Genomic DNA, 18,026 nt, shown 5'->3' on the forward strand with positions numbered 1-18,026 from the left:
CGGACTCAACTAACGCTCCTGCTGGTGAGTGGGATCGACAATGCCGTGGGTGCCGGTGGACGACGTCCCGGCCTGCCGGCCTTGCTGGATACCCCGACGGAGATTGGTCAGCCGCCCCCGGACATCGCTGGGCGACCGGGAGACCTGCGGCCCGCTCTGGTCGGCCTGCTGCTGCGCGGTGCCCGCGACGAGGTTCGCGCGCGGGACCCGGCGGGGCAGCCCGGAGGTGGTGATACCGCCCGCGGCGGGCTGGCGGATCTGCTCCGCCTGCCGCCAGGTCTCGTCGTTCGGCGAACTGCGCCACTGCGAGGCCTCGGCCGGGTTGCGCTCCGTGCCGTTGGCCGGGGTCTCCGAGCGTGCGGCACCGTCCTGTGCGGCCCCCCGCCGCGGCAGGTCGGCAGCCTCGGGCTCGGAGCCCTGGGGCGGCACACCGGCAGCGGCGGCGGCCGGGTGGTTGAACCAGTTGGACTCGATGGTGTCGAAGATCGGCGTACGGCCGTCGCCGGGGCCGGCGTCCGCGCCGCCGAGCACGTCGCCGGACTGCGCACCGCCGTCCTGCGGCTGCTGCACCGGGAACTGCCCGGTGCTCTGCGGCTCGTCGGCGTACGCGGCACGGTCGGTGTCCGGGCGGCGGCTGCGGCCGGTGTCGTACGGGCCGCTGTCGCTGCCGGGCCGCTGGTACTGGCCGGTGTCGCTGCCGGGCCGCTCGTACTGCCCGGTGTCGCTGTCCGGACGCTGGTACTCGCCCGTCTGGTACTGACCGGTCTCGTACTGACCCGTCTCGTACTGGCCGGTCTCGTAGCGGGCCGGCTCGCGGTCCGGCCGGGGGAACTGGCCCGTGTCACCGCGCCCGTTGCCCGCACCCTGCGGGTCGCGCCCACTGCGGGAGTCGTCCGCGGCGGGCGGCGGCGCGTTGAAGTCGGGACGAGCGAACGCCGCGGTGTCACCGGGGCCGCCGGCGGGCGCGGGCCGCTCGAAGCTGCCGGTGCTGGTACCGGCCGATTCCTCGTGGCCGCGCGGCCGGTCCTGGGCCTCGCGGGGCGTCAGCGGCCAGTCGTCGGAGCCGCCGCGCTCACGGCGCGCACCCCAGCTCGTACCGCCCTGCTCGCCCTGGCCGCCCTGACCGCCGGCGGACGGACCGCCGGGCAGTTCGGCCGCGGCACCCCGCGCCGGCAGCTGCGGACGCTCCTCGCGGCGCGGTGCGCCGGTGGGCGGGGCCACGGTGGACGCCGGGCCGCTGTCCTGGCCGCGGGTGGGCAGCGAGGGACGCGCGGCGCCGGGGCGGCCGGCGGCCGGGCGGTCGCCGCCCGGGGAGGCCGCGCCGGGAGGCGCCGTACGGCCGGACGGGGCCGCGGCACCGAAGGCGTTCTGCGCACCGCCACCGGGACCGCCGCGGCCGGGCAGCGCGGGGCGCCCGCCGGCCGAGGGACCCGAACCGACCTGACCGCGCGGCTGGAGCCCCGCGAGCCGGCTGGACGGCGTGCCGCCGTGGTCACCGCCGCCGCCCTTGGCGTTGCTGGGCGCCGGCTTCTTGCCGCCCTGGGCGACGTCGACCGGCAGCATGACCAGCGCGGTGGTGCCGCCGGAGTCGGAGGGCCGCAGCTGGATACGGATGCCGTGCCGCAGCGACAGGCGGCCGACCACGAACAGGCCCATCCGCCGGGAGACCGAGACGTCCACGGTCGGCGGGCTGGCCAGCCGCTCGTTGATCGCCGAGAGGTCCTCGGGGGACAGGCCGATGCCGGTGTCGTGGATCTCGACCAGGACCCGGCCGTCGGGCAGCGCATGGCCGGTGACCTTGACCTTGGTCTGCGGGGAGGAGAACGAGGTGGCGTTCTCCAGCAGCTCGGCGAGCAGGTGCACGAGGTCGTTGACGACCCGGCCCGCAACCTCGGTCTGCGGAACGGCGTTGAGCTCGATCCGCTCGTACTGCTCCACCTCGGAGGCGGCGGCACGCAGGACGTCGACCAGCGGCACCGGCCGCGTCCACCGGCGTCCCGGCTCCTCACCGGCGAGGACCAGGAGGTTCTCACCGTTACGACGCATGCGGGTGGCGAGGTGGTCGAGCTTGAAGAGGGAGGACAGCTGGTCCGGGTCGGCCTCGCGGGACTCCAGTTCGGAGATCAGCGAGAGCTGACGCTGGATCAGGCCCTGCGAGCGGCGCGAGAGGTTGGTGAACATCGCGTTGACGTTGCCCCGCAGCAGCGCCTGCTCGGAGGCGAGGCGGACCGCCTCGTGGTGCACGTCGTCGAACGCCGCGGCCACCCGGCCGATCTCGTCCCGGCTGTGCACACCGACCGACTCGACGGAGGTGTCGACGTCCTGGGGGTCGGACTCGGAGAGCTGCTTGACCAGCTCGGGCAGCCGGTCCTGGGCGACCTTCTGCGCGGTGTCCTGCAGCCGGCGCAGCGAGCGGACCATGGACCGCGCCACGACGAACGCGCCGACCAGCGAGACGCCGAGGACGAGCAGGATCAGCGCACCGCTGATGATCGCGGTCTGCGTGGCCTCGTTGCGCAGCTCGCGGGCCTTCTGCTCCATCTCGGACAGCAGCGTCGTCTCGATACGCGACATCTCGTCGATCTTGACGGTGTCGGAGTCGTACCAGTCGAGGTACCTGATGTCCTGGCTGCGGATGCCGGTGGCGCTGGCGAAGGAGCGGTGCGCAAAGGCGACCGCGGCCTTGATCTCGTCGTTGTTGCCGTCCAGACCGCGGGTGAGCGCGCCGGCGTTGTTCGTGTAGATCTGCGAGAAGCGGTCCCGGGCGGCCTTCTCGCTGTCCTCGGCGTTACGGCCGGCCAGCCGGTCGTTGGCGGACAGCTGAGGGCCGCCGTCGTGGGCGAGGCCGGCGCTGACCAGCGCGCGCTGGATCGACGCGTACTCCTTGGCCGACGAGAACGCCGCCAGCGCACGGGTACTGCGGATCATCTCGGGGTTGCTGGTGGCCTGCGCCATGTCCTGGGACAGCGACAGCAGCGAGTTGATCAGCTGGTCGTAGCTCGTGACGGTCCGCGCGGCGTTGTCGCCGTCCTTGTAGGCGTTGCCGCGGATCTCGTTGAGGGTGTTGAGCTGCCGGCCGATCTCCAGGACGGTCGCCCGGACACCGGCCATCGTGGCGTCCTGGCCCTGGATGTCGCCGGTGGCCTGGTTGAACGACAGCTTGGCGCGGTCGGTCGCCTCGCGGGGCGCGACGACGTTCGCATCGTCCTTGGTGTTGCCGCTGCCGGCCAGTGGACCGGCCGACTTGTCCCGCTCCACCTGGAGGGCGTCGGCGAGTTCGGTCGCCTGCCGGGTCATCTCGGTCAGCATCTGCATCTTGTCGAGCTGGTCGATGTTCTCCATCGACGTGGCGATGCGCATGCCGCCCAGCGTGGTCGCGGCGACCACGGGAAGCGCGAGCAGGGAGACCAGGCGGGTGCTGATGCGCCAGTTGCGCAGCGCTATTCGCGAACCGGGCCCGCTGGACCCCTTCGGCCCCTTGGGCTTGCCGTCCGCGGCGTCATTGCCCGGCGCCTGGCCGCCCCCGTCGGTGGGCACGGTGCCCCCGGCGGAAGCTTGGTTCTGGGCGCGCTGGGGCGAGGAGCCGCGATCGGTCCCGCCGCGGAGCTCCGGGTCCGCCGCAGCGCTGCCATCCCTCTTGAAACGTCCCTGCACTAGCGTCGCAACCTCTGGACCAGGCGTCCCACCTCGGCGGGACGGAGTCGAGTCGTATGGGGGACCGCTGAGTCCCCCATGGCGGTCGTGAGTGACCGGCGGGCTGCCCTCTCTGGCCGAGAGAGCGGCACCACCGCGCGGCGCTACGTTGCGCCCTGCGCGCCGGCTGAAACGTGCGGCGGTCCGTGGAATTCCAGCACAGTGCAGGATCTCCAACAAGAGCGGAGTCATGCACTGTGACTTGGGTGACGCAATGTACGGACCGCGTCACGACTTGTAGAAGTTTTCGCCGTCGATAACGGACTTTTATCCGCGAGTCGACCGCCCGCATCCGCTGTCCCAGGTGGGGTGATCGGGCGCGGAACGTGCGGTTCAATCCGCCATTGTCCGATTCGCCCAAGGTTGTTGATCATGGTAATTGCGGCATTTGTCGTACAGGTCGTGAGCAAACTCACAGGAAGATCGTCGAGTTCCCGCGCACGTCGTCGGGAATAGCGTGCATAGCCTGACGCTTTACACAGTTGCCCAGAGCGACAAGGCAGCTGTGGTAAGACCCTTTCCGATCTCTTGATGACGCGAGGCATGCAGCAGTGAAGACGACGATGTTCCGCAACATAGCCAACCCGCGGCGCACCACCCTGGCCCACCTCGACGACGCCGAGGAGCTCGGCACCGAGGCCGCGGAGCACTCCGTCGATCTGCCGGCCCAGACGGCCAACCCCCGCCGGACCGTCCTGATGGTCGCCCCCACGCAGGACGTGTCGGCGTAAAGCGGCGACGGAGCGGCAGCGGCCCCGCGATAGCCTGGAGTGTCAACTCCGGCCAGTGATCAATGAGGGGCAGCGGCAACCCGTGCGCATCGCCAGATTCTCCATCGACGGCAACGTCGGATTCGGCGTCGTCGAAGGCGACGAACTCGACGTCATCAAGGGACATCCCTTCGCCGAATTCGAGCGCTCGGGCCAAAAGGTCCCCCTCGACAAGGTCCGGCTGCTGCCGCCCGTCCTGCCCAACAAGGTCGTGGGCATCGGCCGCAACTACGCCGAGCACGCCGCCGAGCTGGGCAACGCCGTCCCGGACGTGCCGGTCACCTTCTTCAAGCCGTCCACCTCGGTGATCGGCCCCGGCGACCCCATCGGGTACCCCTCCTTCTCCCAGGAGGTGCACCACGAGGCGGAGCTCGCCGTCGTCATCGGCCGGATGTGCCGTGAGGTGCCCCGCGAGCGCGCCAAGGACGTCATCCTGGGCTACACCTGCGCCAACGACGTCACCGCGCGCGATGTCCAGCAGCGCGAGAAGCAGTGGGCCCGGGCCAAGGGCTTCGACAGCTCCTGCCCGCTCGGCCCCTGGGTCGAGACCGGCCTGGAGCCCGCGGACATCGCCGCCGGCCTCGCCGTCCAGTGCACCGTCAACGGCGAACAGCGCCAGCTCGGCCGCACCAGCGACATGGTCCGCCCGGTCGAGGACCTGATCGTCCACATCACCGAGGCGATGACCCTGCTCCCCGGGGACGTCATCCTCACGGGCACCCCGGCCGGGGTCGGCCCCCTCAACGTCGGCGACGAGGTCGCCGTCACCATCGAAGGCATCGGCACTCTCACCAACAAGGTGATCAAGCGTGGCTAACGCGACCCCCGTCCGCGTCCGTTTCTGTCCCTCCCCGACCGGTAACCCCCATGTCGGCCTGATCCGTACCGCCCTGTTCAACTGGGCCTACGCACGGCACCACAAGGGCACCCTGGTCTTCCGGATCGAGGACACCGACGCGGCCCGCGACTCCGAGGAGTCCTACCAGCAGCTGCTGGACTCCTTCCACTGGCTCGGCTTCGACTGGGACGAGGGCCCCGAGGTCGGCGGCCCGCACGCGCCCTACCGCCAGTCCCAGCGCATGGACCTCTACCGGGACGTCGCCGACAAGCTGCTCGCCGCCGGCCACGCCTACCACTGCTACTGCACCACCGAAGAGCTGGACACCCGCCGCGACGCCGCCCGCAAGGCCGGCCGGCCCTCCGGTTACGACGGCACGTGCCGCACGCTGACCGCGGAGCAGAAGGCCGCCTACGAGGCCGAGGGCCGCACCGCGATCGTCCGCTTCCGGATGCCCGACGAGCCGATCACCTTCACCGACCTGGTGCGCGGCGAGCTGACCTTCACCCCGGAGAACGTCCCGGACTACGGCATCGTCCGCGCCAACGGCGCCCCGCTGTACACCCTGGTCAACCCCGTCGACGACGCCCTGATGGGGATCACCCACGTGCTGCGCGGCGAGGACCTGCTCTCCTCCACCCCCCGCCAGATCGCCCTCTACCAGGCGCTGATCGAGCTGGGCGTGGCCAAGGAGATCCCGGCCTTCGGCCACCTCCCGTACGTCATGGGCGAGGGCAACAAGAAGCTCTCCAAGCGCGACCCGCAGGCCAGCCTCAACCTCTACCGCGAGCGCGGCTTCCTCCCCGAGGGCCTGCTCAACTACCTTGCCCTGCTCGGCTGGTCCTTCTCCGCCGACCAGGACATCTTCTCGGTGTCCCAGCTGATCGAGGCGTTCGACATCGCGGACGTCAACGCCAACCCGGCCCGCTTCGACCTGAAGAAGGCCGAGGCGATCAACGCCGACCACATCCGGCAGCTGGACGTGGCGGACTTCATCACGGCCTGTGAGCCCTGGCTGAAGGCCCCGCACGCCAACTGGGCCCCCGAGGACTTCGACGAGGCCGCCTGGCGGGCCATCGCCCCGCACGCCCAGACCCGCCTCACCGTCCTCTCCGAGATCACCGCCAATGTCGACTTCCTCTTCCTCAAGGAGCCGGTCGAGGACGAGGCCTCCTGGGCGAAGGCGATGAAGGGCGACCCCGTCGCCCTGCTCACCACGGCCCGCGCCAAGCTCGACGCCGCCGACTGGACCTCCGGTCCCGACCCCCTCAAGGAGGCCGTCCTGGCCGCCGGCGAGGAGCACGGCCTCAAGCTCGGCAAGGCCCAGGCTCCCGTCCGGGTGGCGGTCACCGGCCGCACGGTCGGCCTGCCCCTCTTCGAGTCCCTGGAGATCCTCGGCAAGGAGCGCACCCTCCAGCGGATCGACGCGGCACTGGCCAAGCTGGCCGGCTGACCCCGTACCGCCCTCAGGGCCCGGAAGCCACCACGGCTTCCGGGCCCTCGGTATATGCCGGGACGGGGGCCGGTCGCTGCGGGCACAATGGCCGCACCGGCACCAGGAGGGCTGAGCATGACCGCGCGCACCGAGGGCCCGCACGCCCCGGCACCGGACCGCACCCCGCCCGGAGGCGCGGCCGACACCCCGTTGCGCGCCGTCCTCTGGGACCTCGACGACACCCTCTTCGACTACACCGGGTCGGACCGGGCCGGCGTGCTGCGGCATCTGCGGACCGAAGGGCTCCTGGACACCTACGGCGGCGAGGAGGCGGCACTCGCGCGCTGGCGCCATGCCATGGAGACCGAGTTCGCCCGCTTCCTCGCCGGTGAGCTCGGGTTTCTCGATCACCGCCGGGCGCGCGCCCGGACGTTTCTGGGCCTGCCGCTCTCCGACGCCGAGGCGGATGCCTGGTTCGGCCGCTACGTCGCCCACTATGAAGCGTGCTGGACGCTCTTCCCGGACGCGCCGCCCGTACTGGAGGCGCTGACCCCGCTGGTACGCCAGGCGGTGCTGTCCAACTCCACCACCGCCAACCAGGAACGCAAGCTGGCCGCCCTGGGCATCCGCGGACGCTTCGAGGCGGTGCTCTGCGCCGATGAACTGGGGCACGCCAAGCCCGCCGCCGAGGCGTTTGGCAGTGCCTGTAAGGCGCTCGGCCTAACGCCCGCCGAGGTCGTCTACGTCGGCGACAAGCTCGACATCGACGCGCTCGGCGCCCGGGACGCGGGCCTGGCCGCCGTATGGCTGGACCGTACGGACACCGGGGAGGAGCCGCCGACGGGGGTGCGGCGGATCGCGGGTCTGGCGGAGCTCCCCGAGCTGTTGCGCGGAGTTATCGGTTTTGGTGCGCCGTCCACGATCAGGTAATGTTCTTCCTGCGCCGCCCGAGAGGGCCGAAAGGCCGGGCCGGGAAGCGCAGATCAAATCAAGCCCCCCGCGGGGGGTTGCGCTTTGATGGCCTATGGTGTAATTGGCAGCACGACTGATTCTGGTTCAGTTAGTCTAGGTTCGAGTCCTGGTAGGCCAGCTCGCAGAGCTCATCTGCAAAGCCCCCGTTGTGTAGCGGCCTAGCACGCCGCCCTCTCAAGGCGGTAGCGCCGGTTCGAATCCGGTCGGGGGTACAGATCCTTCCCAGGGGGACAGTCCGGGTCGCACCCACTGTCGCTCACGGAGACAAACATCCGGCTTCCGTCGGGTGGGGATCGCTAGGGCCCCCGTTGTGTAGCGGCCTAGCACGCCGCCCTCTCAAGGCGGTAGCGCCGGTTCGAATCCGGTCGGGGGTACTGGTCTAAACCACCATGGGCTATGGTGTAATTGGCAGCACGAGTGATTCTGGTTCATTTAGTCTAGGTTCGAGTCCTGGTAGCCCAGCGCAGCGTGTCCTCGTGACAGCTCAACTGCAGGAAAACTTGCCCCCGTTGTGTAGCGGCCTAGCACGCCGCCCTCTCAAGGCGGTAGCGCCGGTTCGAATCCGGTCGGGGGTACCACACGAAAGAGCCCCTCGCTTCAGGCGAGGGGCTCTTTCGCGTCAACTGCCGCTTCCGTAGCGCTTGTTGGACTCCTCGGCCGCCGCCAGCCGGCGCAGGCTCAGCAGCACCGGCTCGTAGAGCACGGTCAGCGCCACTGCCGCCGCCACCTGTTCCGCCGGGGTGGCGCACTCCTCGACCAGATCCAGGTCGACGACGGCGAGTTGGGCCGCCTGTCGGGCGTAGGGCAGCAGATGCGCGGTGTCGCAGGCGTAGCCGAGGCGGTGCAGTGCGGCGAGGGCCGCGACGAGCATGCCGAAGGCCCGGGAGCCGTCCGCGATCTCCAGGTTCACGTGCCGGCCGCACTGCCGGAGCAACTCGGCGGCGGTGCGCCGGGCGACGGCCGTCGAGGGGGAGCTCTCGTCGGGCCCCGGGCCGTGGGGGAGTGCCTCCACGGCGACGCCCAGGCGGGAGAGCTGGTCCAGGGAGTCGTCTTCGACGGCGGCCAGCGCCTCTCGCGCGGTGCTCACCGGTATCCGGCCGACCTGGATCAGGGCCCGGACGAGCCGCAGGCGTCGCAGGTGCTCCTCGTCGTACGCGGACCGGGTGGCGGTGATCCGGCGGCCCGCCGGCAGCAGCCGTTCGCGCAGGTAGTACTTGATCGTGGCGGTGGGCACGCCGCTGCGTTCACTCAGTTCCGCCAGTCGCATACCCCTTGCGCCTTCCCTTGGGGAGTGTCACTATCTAACTAAGGATAGCGATGCTATCCAATGCGACCGAGGAGGCTGCCATGAGCGGTGAGCCGGTGCAGGGACGGATGACGGCGGACGGTGCCGGGGAGGTGGTGGTCTTCCTCATCGGGATGCGGGTCAACAACTGGCGTGCGGTGCGCAGTTGGCTGCCGGTGTTCCGGGCGATGCCGCGCATGATCAGGGAGCTGGCCCGGGACCCGGAGAGCGGGATGCTGGGCTACCGCCTGCTGCCGGGGCTCCCGAGGGGCATCGCCGTCCTGCAGTACTGGGAGTCGAAGGAGAAGCTGTTGGCCTACGCCACGGACCGGGACGGCGAGCACCGGCCGGCGTGGGCGGCGTTCAACCGGCGGGCGCGCGAGGGCAAGGGCAAGGTCGGCTTCTGGCACGAGACCTTCGTCGTCCCGGCGGGCGCGTACGAGAGCATCTACATCAACATGCCGGAGTTCGGCCTGGGCGCGGCCCAGGGGACGGTGCCGGTCGGCCGTCGCGGGGAGCGGGCCGCGGACCGGCTGGCGGCCTGAGCGGACGGGCGGCGCCCGTCCCGCCGGTCTGCGGGCCGGGCGCCGGGAGCCGTCTCAGCCGCTGCGGCGCAGGCCCTCGGAGAGCCGGGCCGCCGCGTCGATGACCGCCTGGGCGTGCATCCGCCCGGGATGGCGGGTCAGCCGCTCGATCGGGCCGGAGACCGAGACGGCGGCCACCACGCGGTTGGAGGGGCCGCGTACGGGGGCGGAGACCGAGGCCACGCCCGGCTCCCGCTCGCCGATCGACTGGGCCCAGCCGCGGCGCCGTACGCCGGACAGGGCGGTGGCCGTGAAGCGCGCGCCCTGCAGGCCGCGGTGCAGCCGCTCGGGCTCCTCCCAGGCCATCAGGATCTGGGCGGCCGAGCCCGCCTTCATGGGGAGCGTGGAGCCGACCGGGACGGTGTCCCGCAGTCCGGACAGCCGTTCCGCCGCCGCCACGCAGATCCGCATATCGCCCTGCCGGCGATAGAGCTGCGCGCTCTCGCCGGTCACATCGCGCAGATGCGTGAGCACCGGTCCCGCCGTGGCCAGCAGGCGGTCCTCGCCGGCCGCCGCGGCCAGCTCGGAGAGCCGTGGGCCCAGGATGAACCGGCCCTGCATGTCCCTCGCCACCATCCGGTGGTGTTCCAGAGCCACGGCCAGACGGTGGGCCGTGGGCCGTGCAAGCCCGGTCGCCGCGACCAGCCCGGCGAGGGTGGCCGGACCGGACTCCAGGGCACTCAAAACCAGAGCTGCCTTGTCGAGAACGCCGACGCCGCTAGAGTTGTCCATGCAACGATATTCGCGTCTCACACTGTGAAACGCAAGTTCAATTTTCCGGGGAAGTCGTCAATCTGTAGGTGTGGCCCTCTACCAGGGCCCGGCGTACGGCCCGGCAAGGGGATTTCTGCCGGCATCGCGCACGGACGAGCAAGGCCGGCAATGCGGCCGGCCGGAGGGAAAGCGATGGGACGGACACTCGCGGAGAAGGTCTGGGACGATCATGTCGTCCGGCGCGCGGAAGGCGAGCCCGACCTTCTCTTCATCGATCTGCACCTGCTGCACGAGGTCACCAGCCCGCAGGCCTTCGATGGTCTGCGTAAGGCGGGTCGTCGGGTGCGTCGGACGGATCTGACCATCGCCACCGAGGATCACAACACCCCGACCCTCGACATCGACAAGCCGATCGCCGACCCGGTCTCGCGCACGCAGCTGGAGACGCTGCGCAAGAACTGTGCGGAGTTCGGGGTGCGGCTGCACCCGCTGGGCGATGTCGAGCAGGGCGTTGTCCACGTCGTGGGACCGCAGTTGGGACTGACCCAGCCCGGCACCACCGTGGTCTGCGGTGACAGCCACACCTCCACCCACGGCGCCTTCGGCGCGCTGGCGTTCGGCATCGGCACCAGCCAGGTCGAGCACGTCCTGGCCACCCAGACGCTGCCGCTGGCCCCGTTCAAGACCATGGCGATCACCGTGGACGGTGAGCTGCCCGAGGGCGTCACCGCCAAGGACCTGATCCTGGCGATCATCGCGCGGATCGGCACCGGTGGCGGCCAGGGCTACGTCCTGGAGTACCGCGGCCCGGCCATCGAGAAACTGTCGATGGAAGCCCGGATGACCATCTGCAACATGTCCATCGAGGCGGGCGCGCGGGCCGGCATGATCGCCCCCGACAAGACCACCTTCGACTACCTGCAGGGCCGCGACCACGCCCCCCAGGGCGAGGAGTGGGACGCCGCGGTCGCCTACTGGAAGACCCTGCGCACCGACGAGGACGCGGTCTTCGACGCCGAGGTGCACATCGACGCTTCCGCGCTGGCGCCGTTCGTCACCTGGGGCACCAACCCCGGCCAGGGCGCACCGCTTTCGTCCAGCGTCCCCGACCCGGCTTCGTACGAGGACGCCTCGGAGCGCTACGCCGCCGAAAAGGCCCTGGAATACATGGGGTTGACGGCGGGCCAGCCGCTGCGCGACATCACGGTGGACACCGTCTTCGTAGGTTCGTGCACCAACGGCCGCATCGAGGACCTGCGCTCCGCGGCCGCGATCCTTCAGGGCCGCCAGGTCGCCGACGGCGTACGGATGCTGGTCGTGCCCGGCTCGGTCCGCGTCTCCCTGGAGGCCGTCGCCGAGGGCCTGGACAAGGTCTTCACCGCCGCCGGCGCCGAATGGCGGCACGCGGGTTGCTCGATGTGTCTGGGTATGAACCCCGACCAGCTGGCGCCCGGCGAGCGCTCCGCCTCCACCTCCAACCGCAACTTCGAGGGCCGCCAGGGCAAGGGTGGCCGCACCCACCTGGTCTCGCCGCAGGTCGCCGCCGCAACAGCGGTTCTCGGCCATCTGGCCTCACCGGCCGATCTCTCTGACGTCGCCGTCGCCACGCCCGCGGGAGTCTGAACCATGGAAGCCTTCACCACCCACACCGGCCGGGCCGTCCCGCTGCGCCGCAGCAATGTCGACACCGACCAGATCATCCCTGCTCACTGGCTCAAGAAGGTCACCCGTGACGGGTTTGAGGACGGGCTGTTCGAGGCCTGGCGCAAGGACCCGGAGTTCGCCTTGAACCAGGAGCGGTACAAGGGCGCCACCGTGCTGGTCGCCGGCCCCGACTTCGGTACCGGCTCCTCACGTGAGCACGCCGTCTGGGCGCTGCAGAACTACGGTTTCAAGGCCGTCATCTCCTCGCGTTTCGCCGACATCTTCCGCGGCAACTCCCTCAAGAACGGGTTGCTGACGGTGGTCCTGCCGCAGGAGACCGTCGACCGTCTCCAGCAGCTGCTGGAGGCCGACCCCAGCGCCGAGGTCACGGTCGACCTGGTCGGCAGGCAGGTCCGCGCCGAGGGCATCACCGCCGACTTCGAGCTGGACGAGAATGCGCGTTGGCGCCTCCTGGAGGGGCTGGACGACATCAGCCTCACTCTTCGGGAGGAGTCGTCCATCGTGGAGTACGAGGCGAACAGGCCGCCGTTCAAGCCGCGTACCCTCGAGGTCTGACCTCGGGTTTTTGGCTCAAAGCGTTATTGCGTACGATGCGCCCCCTGTGCAGTTGGCAGGGGGCGCATCGCTGCGTTGGGGCGCCTGTTGAGGCCCCGTGAAGCGACAACTCGCCGCAGATGGCACAATTAGCGCATGGAACGCGACGAGCAACTCAAGCTCTACGGAGTCGTCGCCGACCGACTCAAGGACGCACACGCAAGAGTGCGGACACTGCAAGTCCCGGAGGGCGTACGGATGGCGCTGACCCGGAAGCTGCTCGTCATCACGGCCGCGGCTAAACACGATCTTGCGGACGCGGCAAGGCGTCTGGAGTGGTTCATGGAAGACCTCGACGAAGGTCGTTATCCCGAAGATGTGCACGCCGATGGAAGTCCGTAAAGGTCGACTTCGTTGCGGCACAAGGGTGATTAGCCCGTTTCGTGTTTGATTTGCGGTATATATCTGCCTAACGTGCGAAAAAGCTTGGAACTTTCCTTCCAGCAATGTCTCCGAAGGGGAAGACGTGAACAAGGCGCAGCTCGTAGAAGCCATTGCCGACAAGCTCGGCGGCCGCCAGAACGCCGCGGAAGCGGTCGACGCGGTACTGGATGCAATCGTCCGTGCGGTGGTCACCGGTGACCGCGTATCGGTCACCGGATTCGGTTCGTTCGAGAAGGTCGACCGCCCCGCCCGCTACGCCCGCAACCCGCAGACGGGTGAGCGCGTGCGGGTCAAGAAGACCTCGGTGCCGCGTTTCCGGGCCGGCCAGGGCTTCAAGGACCTGGTGAGCGGCTCGAAGAAGCTCCCCAAGGGCGGCGAGGTCTCCGTCAAGAAGGCTCCCAAGGGCAGCCTGACCGGCGGCGCGGCCATCAAGAAGGCCGCGGCGAAGAAGGCCACCGCCAAGAAGGCCGCCGCCAAGAAGACCGCGGCCAAGAAGACCACCGCGAAGAAGGCCACGGCGGCGAAGAAGGCCACCGCGAAGAAGACGACGGCGAAGAAGACGACGGCCAAGAAGGCCGCCGCCAAGAAGACCACGGCCAAGAAGACCACCGCGAAGAAGGCGACGGCGAAGAAGACCGCCCCCGCCAAGAAGGCAACGGCGAAGAAGGCCCCGGCGAAGAAGGCCACGGCGCGCAAGACCACCGCCAAGAAGACCACTGCCCGCAAGCGGTAGTGCAGCATCGGCGAGACGCATGCGTCGGGCCGGTCTCCCTTCGGGGAGCCCGGCCCGCGGTGTATTCCGGAGCCGTCTAGGCTCTCTCCCATGCAGGCCACCGCGTACACGTACGACTCCGAGACCCGCTCCGGCAGCGTGCTGCTGGACGACGGCACCCCGCTGCCCTTCGACGCGGCGGCCTTTGACGCCGGCGGCCTGTTGCTGCTGCGCCCCGGTCAGCGGGTCCGTATCGACGTCACCGGCGACGGCGACGACCGGCGGATCGTGCTGATCACGCTCCAGACGCTCTGACCTGCGGCGGCCGCAGCGGGGGCTCCCCGGGCGCGCCGTGCCCCCGTGCCGCCCCACCGGCGAGATGCGGGGCCCAGGGCGCGGTGTGCGGGCCCACGCCCAGCGCCAGCGCGGCCAGCAGATCCTCGGCGGTGTCCACGTCCCGGCGTACCGAGGGCGCCCCGGGCGCGGTGATCTCCCGCGCCCCCGATGCCAGGTGACGGGCCCGCGACGCACCCCCGAATGCCGGTTCCAATTCCGTGCCGGAAGTCGCGGTCAGAAGTGTTGTGCCGATATCCGCCGCATCCGCGAGAAATGCGCGGGGAAATAGCGAAGCGGAATGGAGCACCAGTTCCAGTTCGGCGGGGCGCAGCGCGGGGAGGTCGGCGTTGAGCGCGGCGAGGGCCGCGCCCGGGCGACGCGCCCGGACCGCGCCCGCACCATGGGACAGCGCCGCGTTGAGCCCCCGGCCCGGTGTGTCGGGAACGATCCGCGCCCCCAGCGCCGCCAGCCGCTCACCCGCCAGCCGGTCGTCCGTGACAACCGCCACATCCCGGACGTTCCTGCAGGCCAGCGCCGCTGTGACGGTGTCGAGGGCGAAGGCGAGGGCCAGTCGGGGGCGGAACTCCTCACCGGCGGCCCCGGAGAGCCTGCTTTTGGCTCGCACCAGCGGTTTCAGCGGCACCACCAGGCTCCAGGCCGTCTCTGCTTCGCCATCTGCTCCGTCTCTTCGCATCGGCGCCATTCTCACCTGCTGCCGCCGCTCGGCGGGAGCGTCGGGGTTACGGTGTTCTCGACATAGCGGGTACCTGGGGCGACACTTGTGCGGCTGCCGGCTCGCAGCAGCTTCGCAGGTCCCCACAAGGAGGGTGTCCCAGTGTCCCGCCGCAGAATCGGCTTCTGGTACCGCTTGGCCGCGGTCATCTGCAAACCGCCGCTCTTGGTTCTGTTCAAGCGTGACTGGCGGGGAATGGAGCACATTCCGGCCGACGGCGGATTTATCACCGCGGTCAACCACAACTCGTATCTCGACCCGCTCTCCTATGCGCACTATCAGTACAACACCGGGCGGGTCCCGCGATTCCTGGCCAAGGCGGGCCTCTTCAAGAGCGGCTTTGTCGGCCTGATGATGCGCGGCACCGGGCAGATCCCCGTCTACCGGGAAACCACCGACGCCGCCACCGCGTTCCGCGCCGCCGTCAGCGCCATCGAGACGGGCGAATGCGTCGCCTTCTACCCCGAGGGCACCCTCACCCGCGACCCGGAGCTGTGGCCCATGCAGGGCAAGACCGGTGCCGCGCGGGTGGCCTTGCTGACGAAGGCGCCGGTCATCCCCGTCGCGCAGTGGGGCGCCCATGAGGCGATGCCGCCGTACGCCAAGGAGAAGAAGCTGCGCCTCCTCCCGCGCAAGACGCTGCTGGTGCAGGCGGGTCCGCCGGTCGACCTGAGCGCGTTCTACGACCAGGAGCCGACCGCCGAGGTGCTGCGGGCCGTCACCGAGGTCATCATGGCCGCGATCACCGAGCAGCTGGCCGTCCTCCGCGGTGAGCCCGTGCCGGCCGAACCGTACGACTGGCGCAAGGCGGTCGCCCGGGAACGCCGCGCCGCCCGGGAAGCCGCCAAGGCGGGCCGGGGCGCCGCAGCGACCGCCGCCCCCGCCGAACCGGCCGCCGCCCCCGAACCGGCCGTCGGATCGCAGCAGGCCCGAAGCACCCAGCAGGCACAGGAGGATGAAAGCAAGTGACGCGCTGCGCCGTCTACGGCACGGGGTCCTGGGGTACCGCCTTCGCGATGGTGCTCGCCGACGCAGGCTGCGAGGTGACCCTGTGGGGGCGCCGCCCGGCCCTCGTCGACGCCATCAACAACGGCCGTACCAACCCCGACTACCTGCCGGGGGTCGAGCTTCCCGCGTCCGTACGGGCCACCACCGACCCGGCGGAGGCCGCGCGCGGCGCGGAGTTCGCCGTACTGGCCGTTCCCGCCCAGACGCTGCGCAGCAATCTGGCCGAGTGGGCGCCCCTGCTGCCCGACGGGGTGGTTCTGGTGTCCCTCATGAAGGGCGTCGAACTGGGCACGGCCAAGCGCATGAGCGAGGTCATCGAGGAGGTCGCGAAGGTGCCGGCGGAGCAGGTCGCGGTGCTGACCGGCCCCAACCTCGCCAAGGAGGTCGCCGCCCGGCAGCCCGCCACCGCCGTCGTGGCCTGCGCCGACGAGGCGGTCGCCCGGCGCTTCCAGACCGCCTGCCACACCGCGTACTTCCGCCCGTACACCAACACCGACGTGGTGGGCTGCGAACTGGGCGGCGCGGTCAAGAACGTCATCGCGCTGGCCGTCGGCATCGCCACCGGCATGGGCCTGGGTGACAACGCCAAGGCGTCCCTGATCACCCGCGGTCTGGCCGAGACCACCCGGCTCGGCCTGGCCATGGGCGCCGACGCGCGCACCTTCGCCGGTCTGGCCGGCATGGGCGACCTCGTCGCCACCTGCTCCTCACCGCTGTCGCGCAACAACACCTTCGGCACCAACCTCGGCCGGGGGATGACGCTGGAGGAGACCATCGCGGTCACCAAGCAGACCGCCGAGGGCGTCAAATCCTGCGAATCCGTGCTGGATCTGGCCCGCCGGCACGGCGTCGACATGCCGCTCACGGAGACGGTCGTCGAGATCGTCCACGAGGGCAAGCAGTCGATGGCCGCCCTGAAGGACCTGATGGCGCGCAGCGCCAAGTCCGAGCGGCACTGACAAGCGCGCAGTCCGAGTGACACCGGCAGTGGAACCGATTCATCCGGTTCTGCGCGGTCCGTCGGGGGCCCGTGATCCGCGGCAGGGCGGCGCGTGGTCCCCGACGGCCGCAGCAGCACTGACTCCGCGCCGGTCAGCAGGTACCCTCAACGCGATATGAGCAGCCAGACCTCCTCCCACAAGCCCCGCGTCGCCGTCGTGTTCGGCGGACGCAGCTCCGAGCACGCGATCTCCGTACTCACCGCCGGAGCGGTGCTGCGCGCCATCGACCGCGACAAATACGACGTGCTGCCAATCGGCATCACCTCCGACGGCCGCTGGGCGCTGACCGCCGACGACCCCGAGCGGATGGCCATCGCGGACCGGCGGCTGCCCAGCGTGGCCGAGCTCGCCGAGTCCCCCGAGGGCGGCGTGGTGCTCCCCGTCGACCCGACCAACCGCGAGGTCGTCTACACCGAGCCGGGCGCGGTGCCCAAGGCGCTGGGCGAGGTCGACGTCGTCTTCCCCGTGCTGCACGGCCCCTATGGCGAGGACGGCACCCTGCAGGGCCTGCTGGAGCTCTCCGGCGTCCCCTACGTCGGCTCGGGCGTGCTCGCCTCCGCCGTGGGCCAGGACAAGGACTACATGAAGCGGGTGTTCACCTCCTTCGGGCTGCCGGTCGGCCCGTATGAGGTCATCCGCCCCCGTGAGTGGGAGCAGGCCGCTCCGAATGGCGAAAAGGGGGCGGCCGCCCGCAAGAAGATCGTGGACTTCGCCGCGGAACACGGCTGGCCGCTCTTTGTGAAGCCCGCCCGGGCCGGTTCGTCCATCGGCATCACCAAGGTCGACGACCTCGGCGGCCTGGACGAGGCGATCGAGGAGGCCCGTCGGCACGACCCCAAGATCCTCGTGGAGGCGCTGCTGCGCGGCCGGGAGATCGAGTGCGGGGTGCTGGAGTTCGCCGACGGCCCCCGGGCCAGCGTGCCGGCCGAGATCCCGCCGGTCAGCGCGCACGACTTCTACGACTTCGAGGCCAAGTACATCGACTCGGCCGACGGCATCGTGCCGGCGCCGCTGAGCGCCGAGGAGACCGCCAAGGTCCAGGAGCTGGCCGTCGCGGCCTTCGAGGCGGCGTCCTGCGAGGGCCTGGTGCGCGCGGACTTCTTCCTGCAGGACAACGGCGAGTTCGTGATCAACGAGATCAACACCCTGCCCGGCTTCACGCCCATCTCCATGTACCCGCGGATGTGGCAGGAAAGCGGTGTGAGCTACCCCGAGCTGATCGACCGGCTCCTGCAGGCCGCACTCCAGCGGTCCACGGGACTGCGCTGAGCCGCGGCCGGCCTCCGGGCCGGCCGCCCCGGC

The 18,026-nt window shown here is 70.5% G+C and carries 17 protein-coding genes and 5 tRNA genes; 18 read left to right on the forward strand and 4 right to left on the reverse strand.

What is annotated here, in order from left to right:
• Positions 1–9: 9 nt before the first annotated feature.
• Entirely contained in the window at positions 10–3,654 is a 3,645-nt protein-coding gene (locus tag BKA18_RS25815; protein ID WP_366048806.1) for a nitrate- and nitrite sensing domain-containing protein, read from the reverse strand.
• 602 nt (positions 3,655–4,256) lie between these two features.
• Here BKA18_RS25815 and BKA18_RS25820 point away from each other — a divergent pair.
• The 9 genes from BKA18_RS25820 to BKA18_RS25860 all read left to right on the forward strand — a co-directional run bounded on the left by BKA18_RS25820 (position 4,257) and on the right by BKA18_RS25860 (position 8,286).
• Positions 4,257–4,424, forward strand: coding sequence for a hypothetical protein (locus tag BKA18_RS25820; protein ID WP_006602890.1), 168 nt, complete (start codon positions 4,257–4,259; stop codon positions 4,422–4,424).
• A gap of 82 nt (positions 4,425–4,506) precedes the next feature.
• On the forward strand, positions 4,507–5,280 hold the full coding sequence (locus BKA18_RS25825; protein WP_235448151.1) for a fumarylacetoacetate hydrolase family protein: 774 nt from the start codon (positions 4,507–4,509) through the stop codon (positions 5,278–5,280).
• A complete protein-coding gene (gltX, locus tag BKA18_RS25830; protein ID WP_366048805.1) occupies positions 5,273–6,754 on the forward strand; it encodes a glutamate--tRNA ligase in 1,482 nt (493 codons plus the stop codon). The genes BKA18_RS25825 and gltX overlap by 8 nt, the downstream gene beginning before the upstream one ends.
• A 117-nt stretch (positions 6,755–6,871) precedes the next feature.
• A complete protein-coding gene (locus tag BKA18_RS25835; RefSeq protein ID WP_366048804.1) occupies positions 6,872–7,666 on the forward strand; it encodes an HAD family hydrolase in 795 nt (264 codons plus the stop codon).
• Positions 7,667–7,754: 88 nt separating this feature from the next.
• A tRNA-Gln gene (locus BKA18_RS25840) sits at positions 7,755–7,826 on the forward strand.
• 21 nt (positions 7,827–7,847) lie between these two features.
• Positions 7,848–7,920, forward strand: a tRNA-Glu gene (locus tag BKA18_RS25845).
• 89 nt (positions 7,921–8,009) lie between these two features.
• Positions 8,010–8,082, forward strand: a tRNA-Glu gene (locus BKA18_RS25850).
• Positions 8,083–8,098: 16 nt separating this feature from the next.
• A tRNA-Gln gene (locus BKA18_RS25855) sits at positions 8,099–8,170 on the forward strand.
• A gap of 40 nt (positions 8,171–8,210) precedes the next feature.
• Positions 8,211–8,286 (forward strand) — tRNA-Glu (locus BKA18_RS25860).
• A gap of 41 nt (positions 8,287–8,327) precedes the next feature.
• Here the strand turns inward: BKA18_RS25860 and BKA18_RS25865 are convergent.
• Positions 8,328–8,975: a MerR family transcriptional regulator gene (locus BKA18_RS25865; protein ID WP_366048803.1), complete on the reverse strand. Its 648-nt coding sequence runs from the start codon at positions 8,973–8,975 to the stop codon at positions 8,328–8,330.
• Positions 8,976–9,055: 80 nt separating this feature from the next.
• Here BKA18_RS25865 and BKA18_RS25870 point away from each other — a divergent pair, with 80 nt between their 5' ends.
• The gene (locus BKA18_RS25870; protein ID WP_366048802.1) at positions 9,056–9,538 is read left to right on the forward strand and encodes a DUF4188 domain-containing protein; all 483 of its coding nucleotides are present in this window, start codon (positions 9,056–9,058) and stop codon (positions 9,536–9,538) included.
• 54 nt (positions 9,539–9,592) lie between these two features.
• Here the strand turns inward: BKA18_RS25870 and ndgR are convergent, their stop codons facing one another.
• Positions 9,593–10,309 (reverse strand): IclR family transcriptional regulator NdgR, encoded by a 717-nt coding sequence (gene ndgR, locus BKA18_RS25875; protein ID WP_006602884.1) that lies wholly within the window; start codon positions 10,307–10,309, stop codon positions 9,593–9,595.
• A gap of 174 nt (positions 10,310–10,483) precedes the next feature.
• Here ndgR and leuC point away from each other — a divergent pair, with 174 nt between their 5' ends.
• From leuC to BKA18_RS25900, 5 genes are all read left to right on the forward strand, one after another.
• Entirely contained in the window at positions 10,484–11,914 is a 1,431-nt protein-coding gene (leuC, locus tag BKA18_RS25880; RefSeq protein ID WP_429638633.1) for a 3-isopropylmalate dehydratase large subunit, read from the forward strand.
• A 3-nt stretch (positions 11,915–11,917) separates the two neighbouring features.
• Positions 11,918–12,511, forward strand: a complete 594-nt coding sequence (gene leuD / locus BKA18_RS25885; protein ID WP_429638634.1) for a 3-isopropylmalate dehydratase small subunit — start codon at positions 11,918–11,920, stop codon at positions 12,509–12,511.
• 135 nt (positions 12,512–12,646) lie between these two features.
• Positions 12,647–12,892 carry an SCO5555 family protein gene (locus tag BKA18_RS25890; protein ID WP_006602881.1) on the forward strand — a complete coding sequence of 82 codons (246 nt, stop codon included), beginning with the start codon at positions 12,647–12,649 and terminating at the stop codon, positions 12,890–12,892.
• 124 nt (positions 12,893–13,016) lie between these two features.
• Positions 13,017–13,667, forward strand: a complete 651-nt coding sequence (locus BKA18_RS25895) for an HU family DNA-binding protein (protein WP_366047419.1) — start codon at positions 13,017–13,019, stop codon at positions 13,665–13,667.
• A 90-nt stretch (positions 13,668–13,757) separates the two neighbouring features.
• Positions 13,758–13,961, forward strand: coding sequence for a hypothetical protein (locus tag BKA18_RS25900; protein ID WP_006602879.1), 204 nt, complete (start codon positions 13,758–13,760; stop codon positions 13,959–13,961).
• Here the strand turns inward: BKA18_RS25900 and cofC are convergent.
• Positions 13,942–14,676, reverse strand: coding sequence for a 2-phospho-L-lactate guanylyltransferase (gene cofC, locus BKA18_RS25905; RefSeq protein ID WP_366047418.1), 735 nt, complete (start codon positions 14,674–14,676; stop codon positions 13,942–13,944). The two genes, BKA18_RS25900 and cofC, sit on opposite strands and share 20 nt — an antisense overlap.
• Before the next feature lie 141 nt (positions 14,677–14,817).
• On the opposite strand from cofC, the gene BKA18_RS25910 reads away from it, so the two are divergent.
• The 3 genes from BKA18_RS25910 to BKA18_RS25920 all read left to right on the forward strand — a co-directional run bounded on the left by BKA18_RS25910 (position 14,818) and on the right by BKA18_RS25920 (position 17,993).
• The gene (locus tag BKA18_RS25910; RefSeq protein ID WP_366047417.1) at positions 14,818–15,684 is read left to right on the forward strand and encodes a lysophospholipid acyltransferase family protein; all 867 of its coding nucleotides are present in this window, start codon (positions 14,818–14,820) and stop codon (positions 15,682–15,684) included.
• Complete coding sequence (locus BKA18_RS25915; RefSeq protein ID WP_366047416.1) at positions 15,681–16,682, forward strand: NAD(P)H-dependent glycerol-3-phosphate dehydrogenase; 1,002 nt, start codon at positions 15,681–15,683, stop codon at positions 16,680–16,682. Before BKA18_RS25910 ends, BKA18_RS25915 begins: the two co-directional genes overlap by 4 nt.
• 156 nt (positions 16,683–16,838) lie before the next feature.
• Positions 16,839–17,993, forward strand: a complete 1,155-nt coding sequence (locus BKA18_RS25920; protein WP_359370913.1) for a D-alanine--D-alanine ligase family protein — start codon at positions 16,839–16,841, stop codon at positions 17,991–17,993.
• Positions 17,994–18,026: the final 33 nt, after the last annotated feature.

It is taken from the genome of Streptomyces auratus (assembly GCF_050433025.1).
Classification (GTDB): Bacteria; Actinomycetota; Actinomycetes; order Streptomycetales; family Streptomycetaceae; genus Streptomyces; species Streptomyces sioyaensis.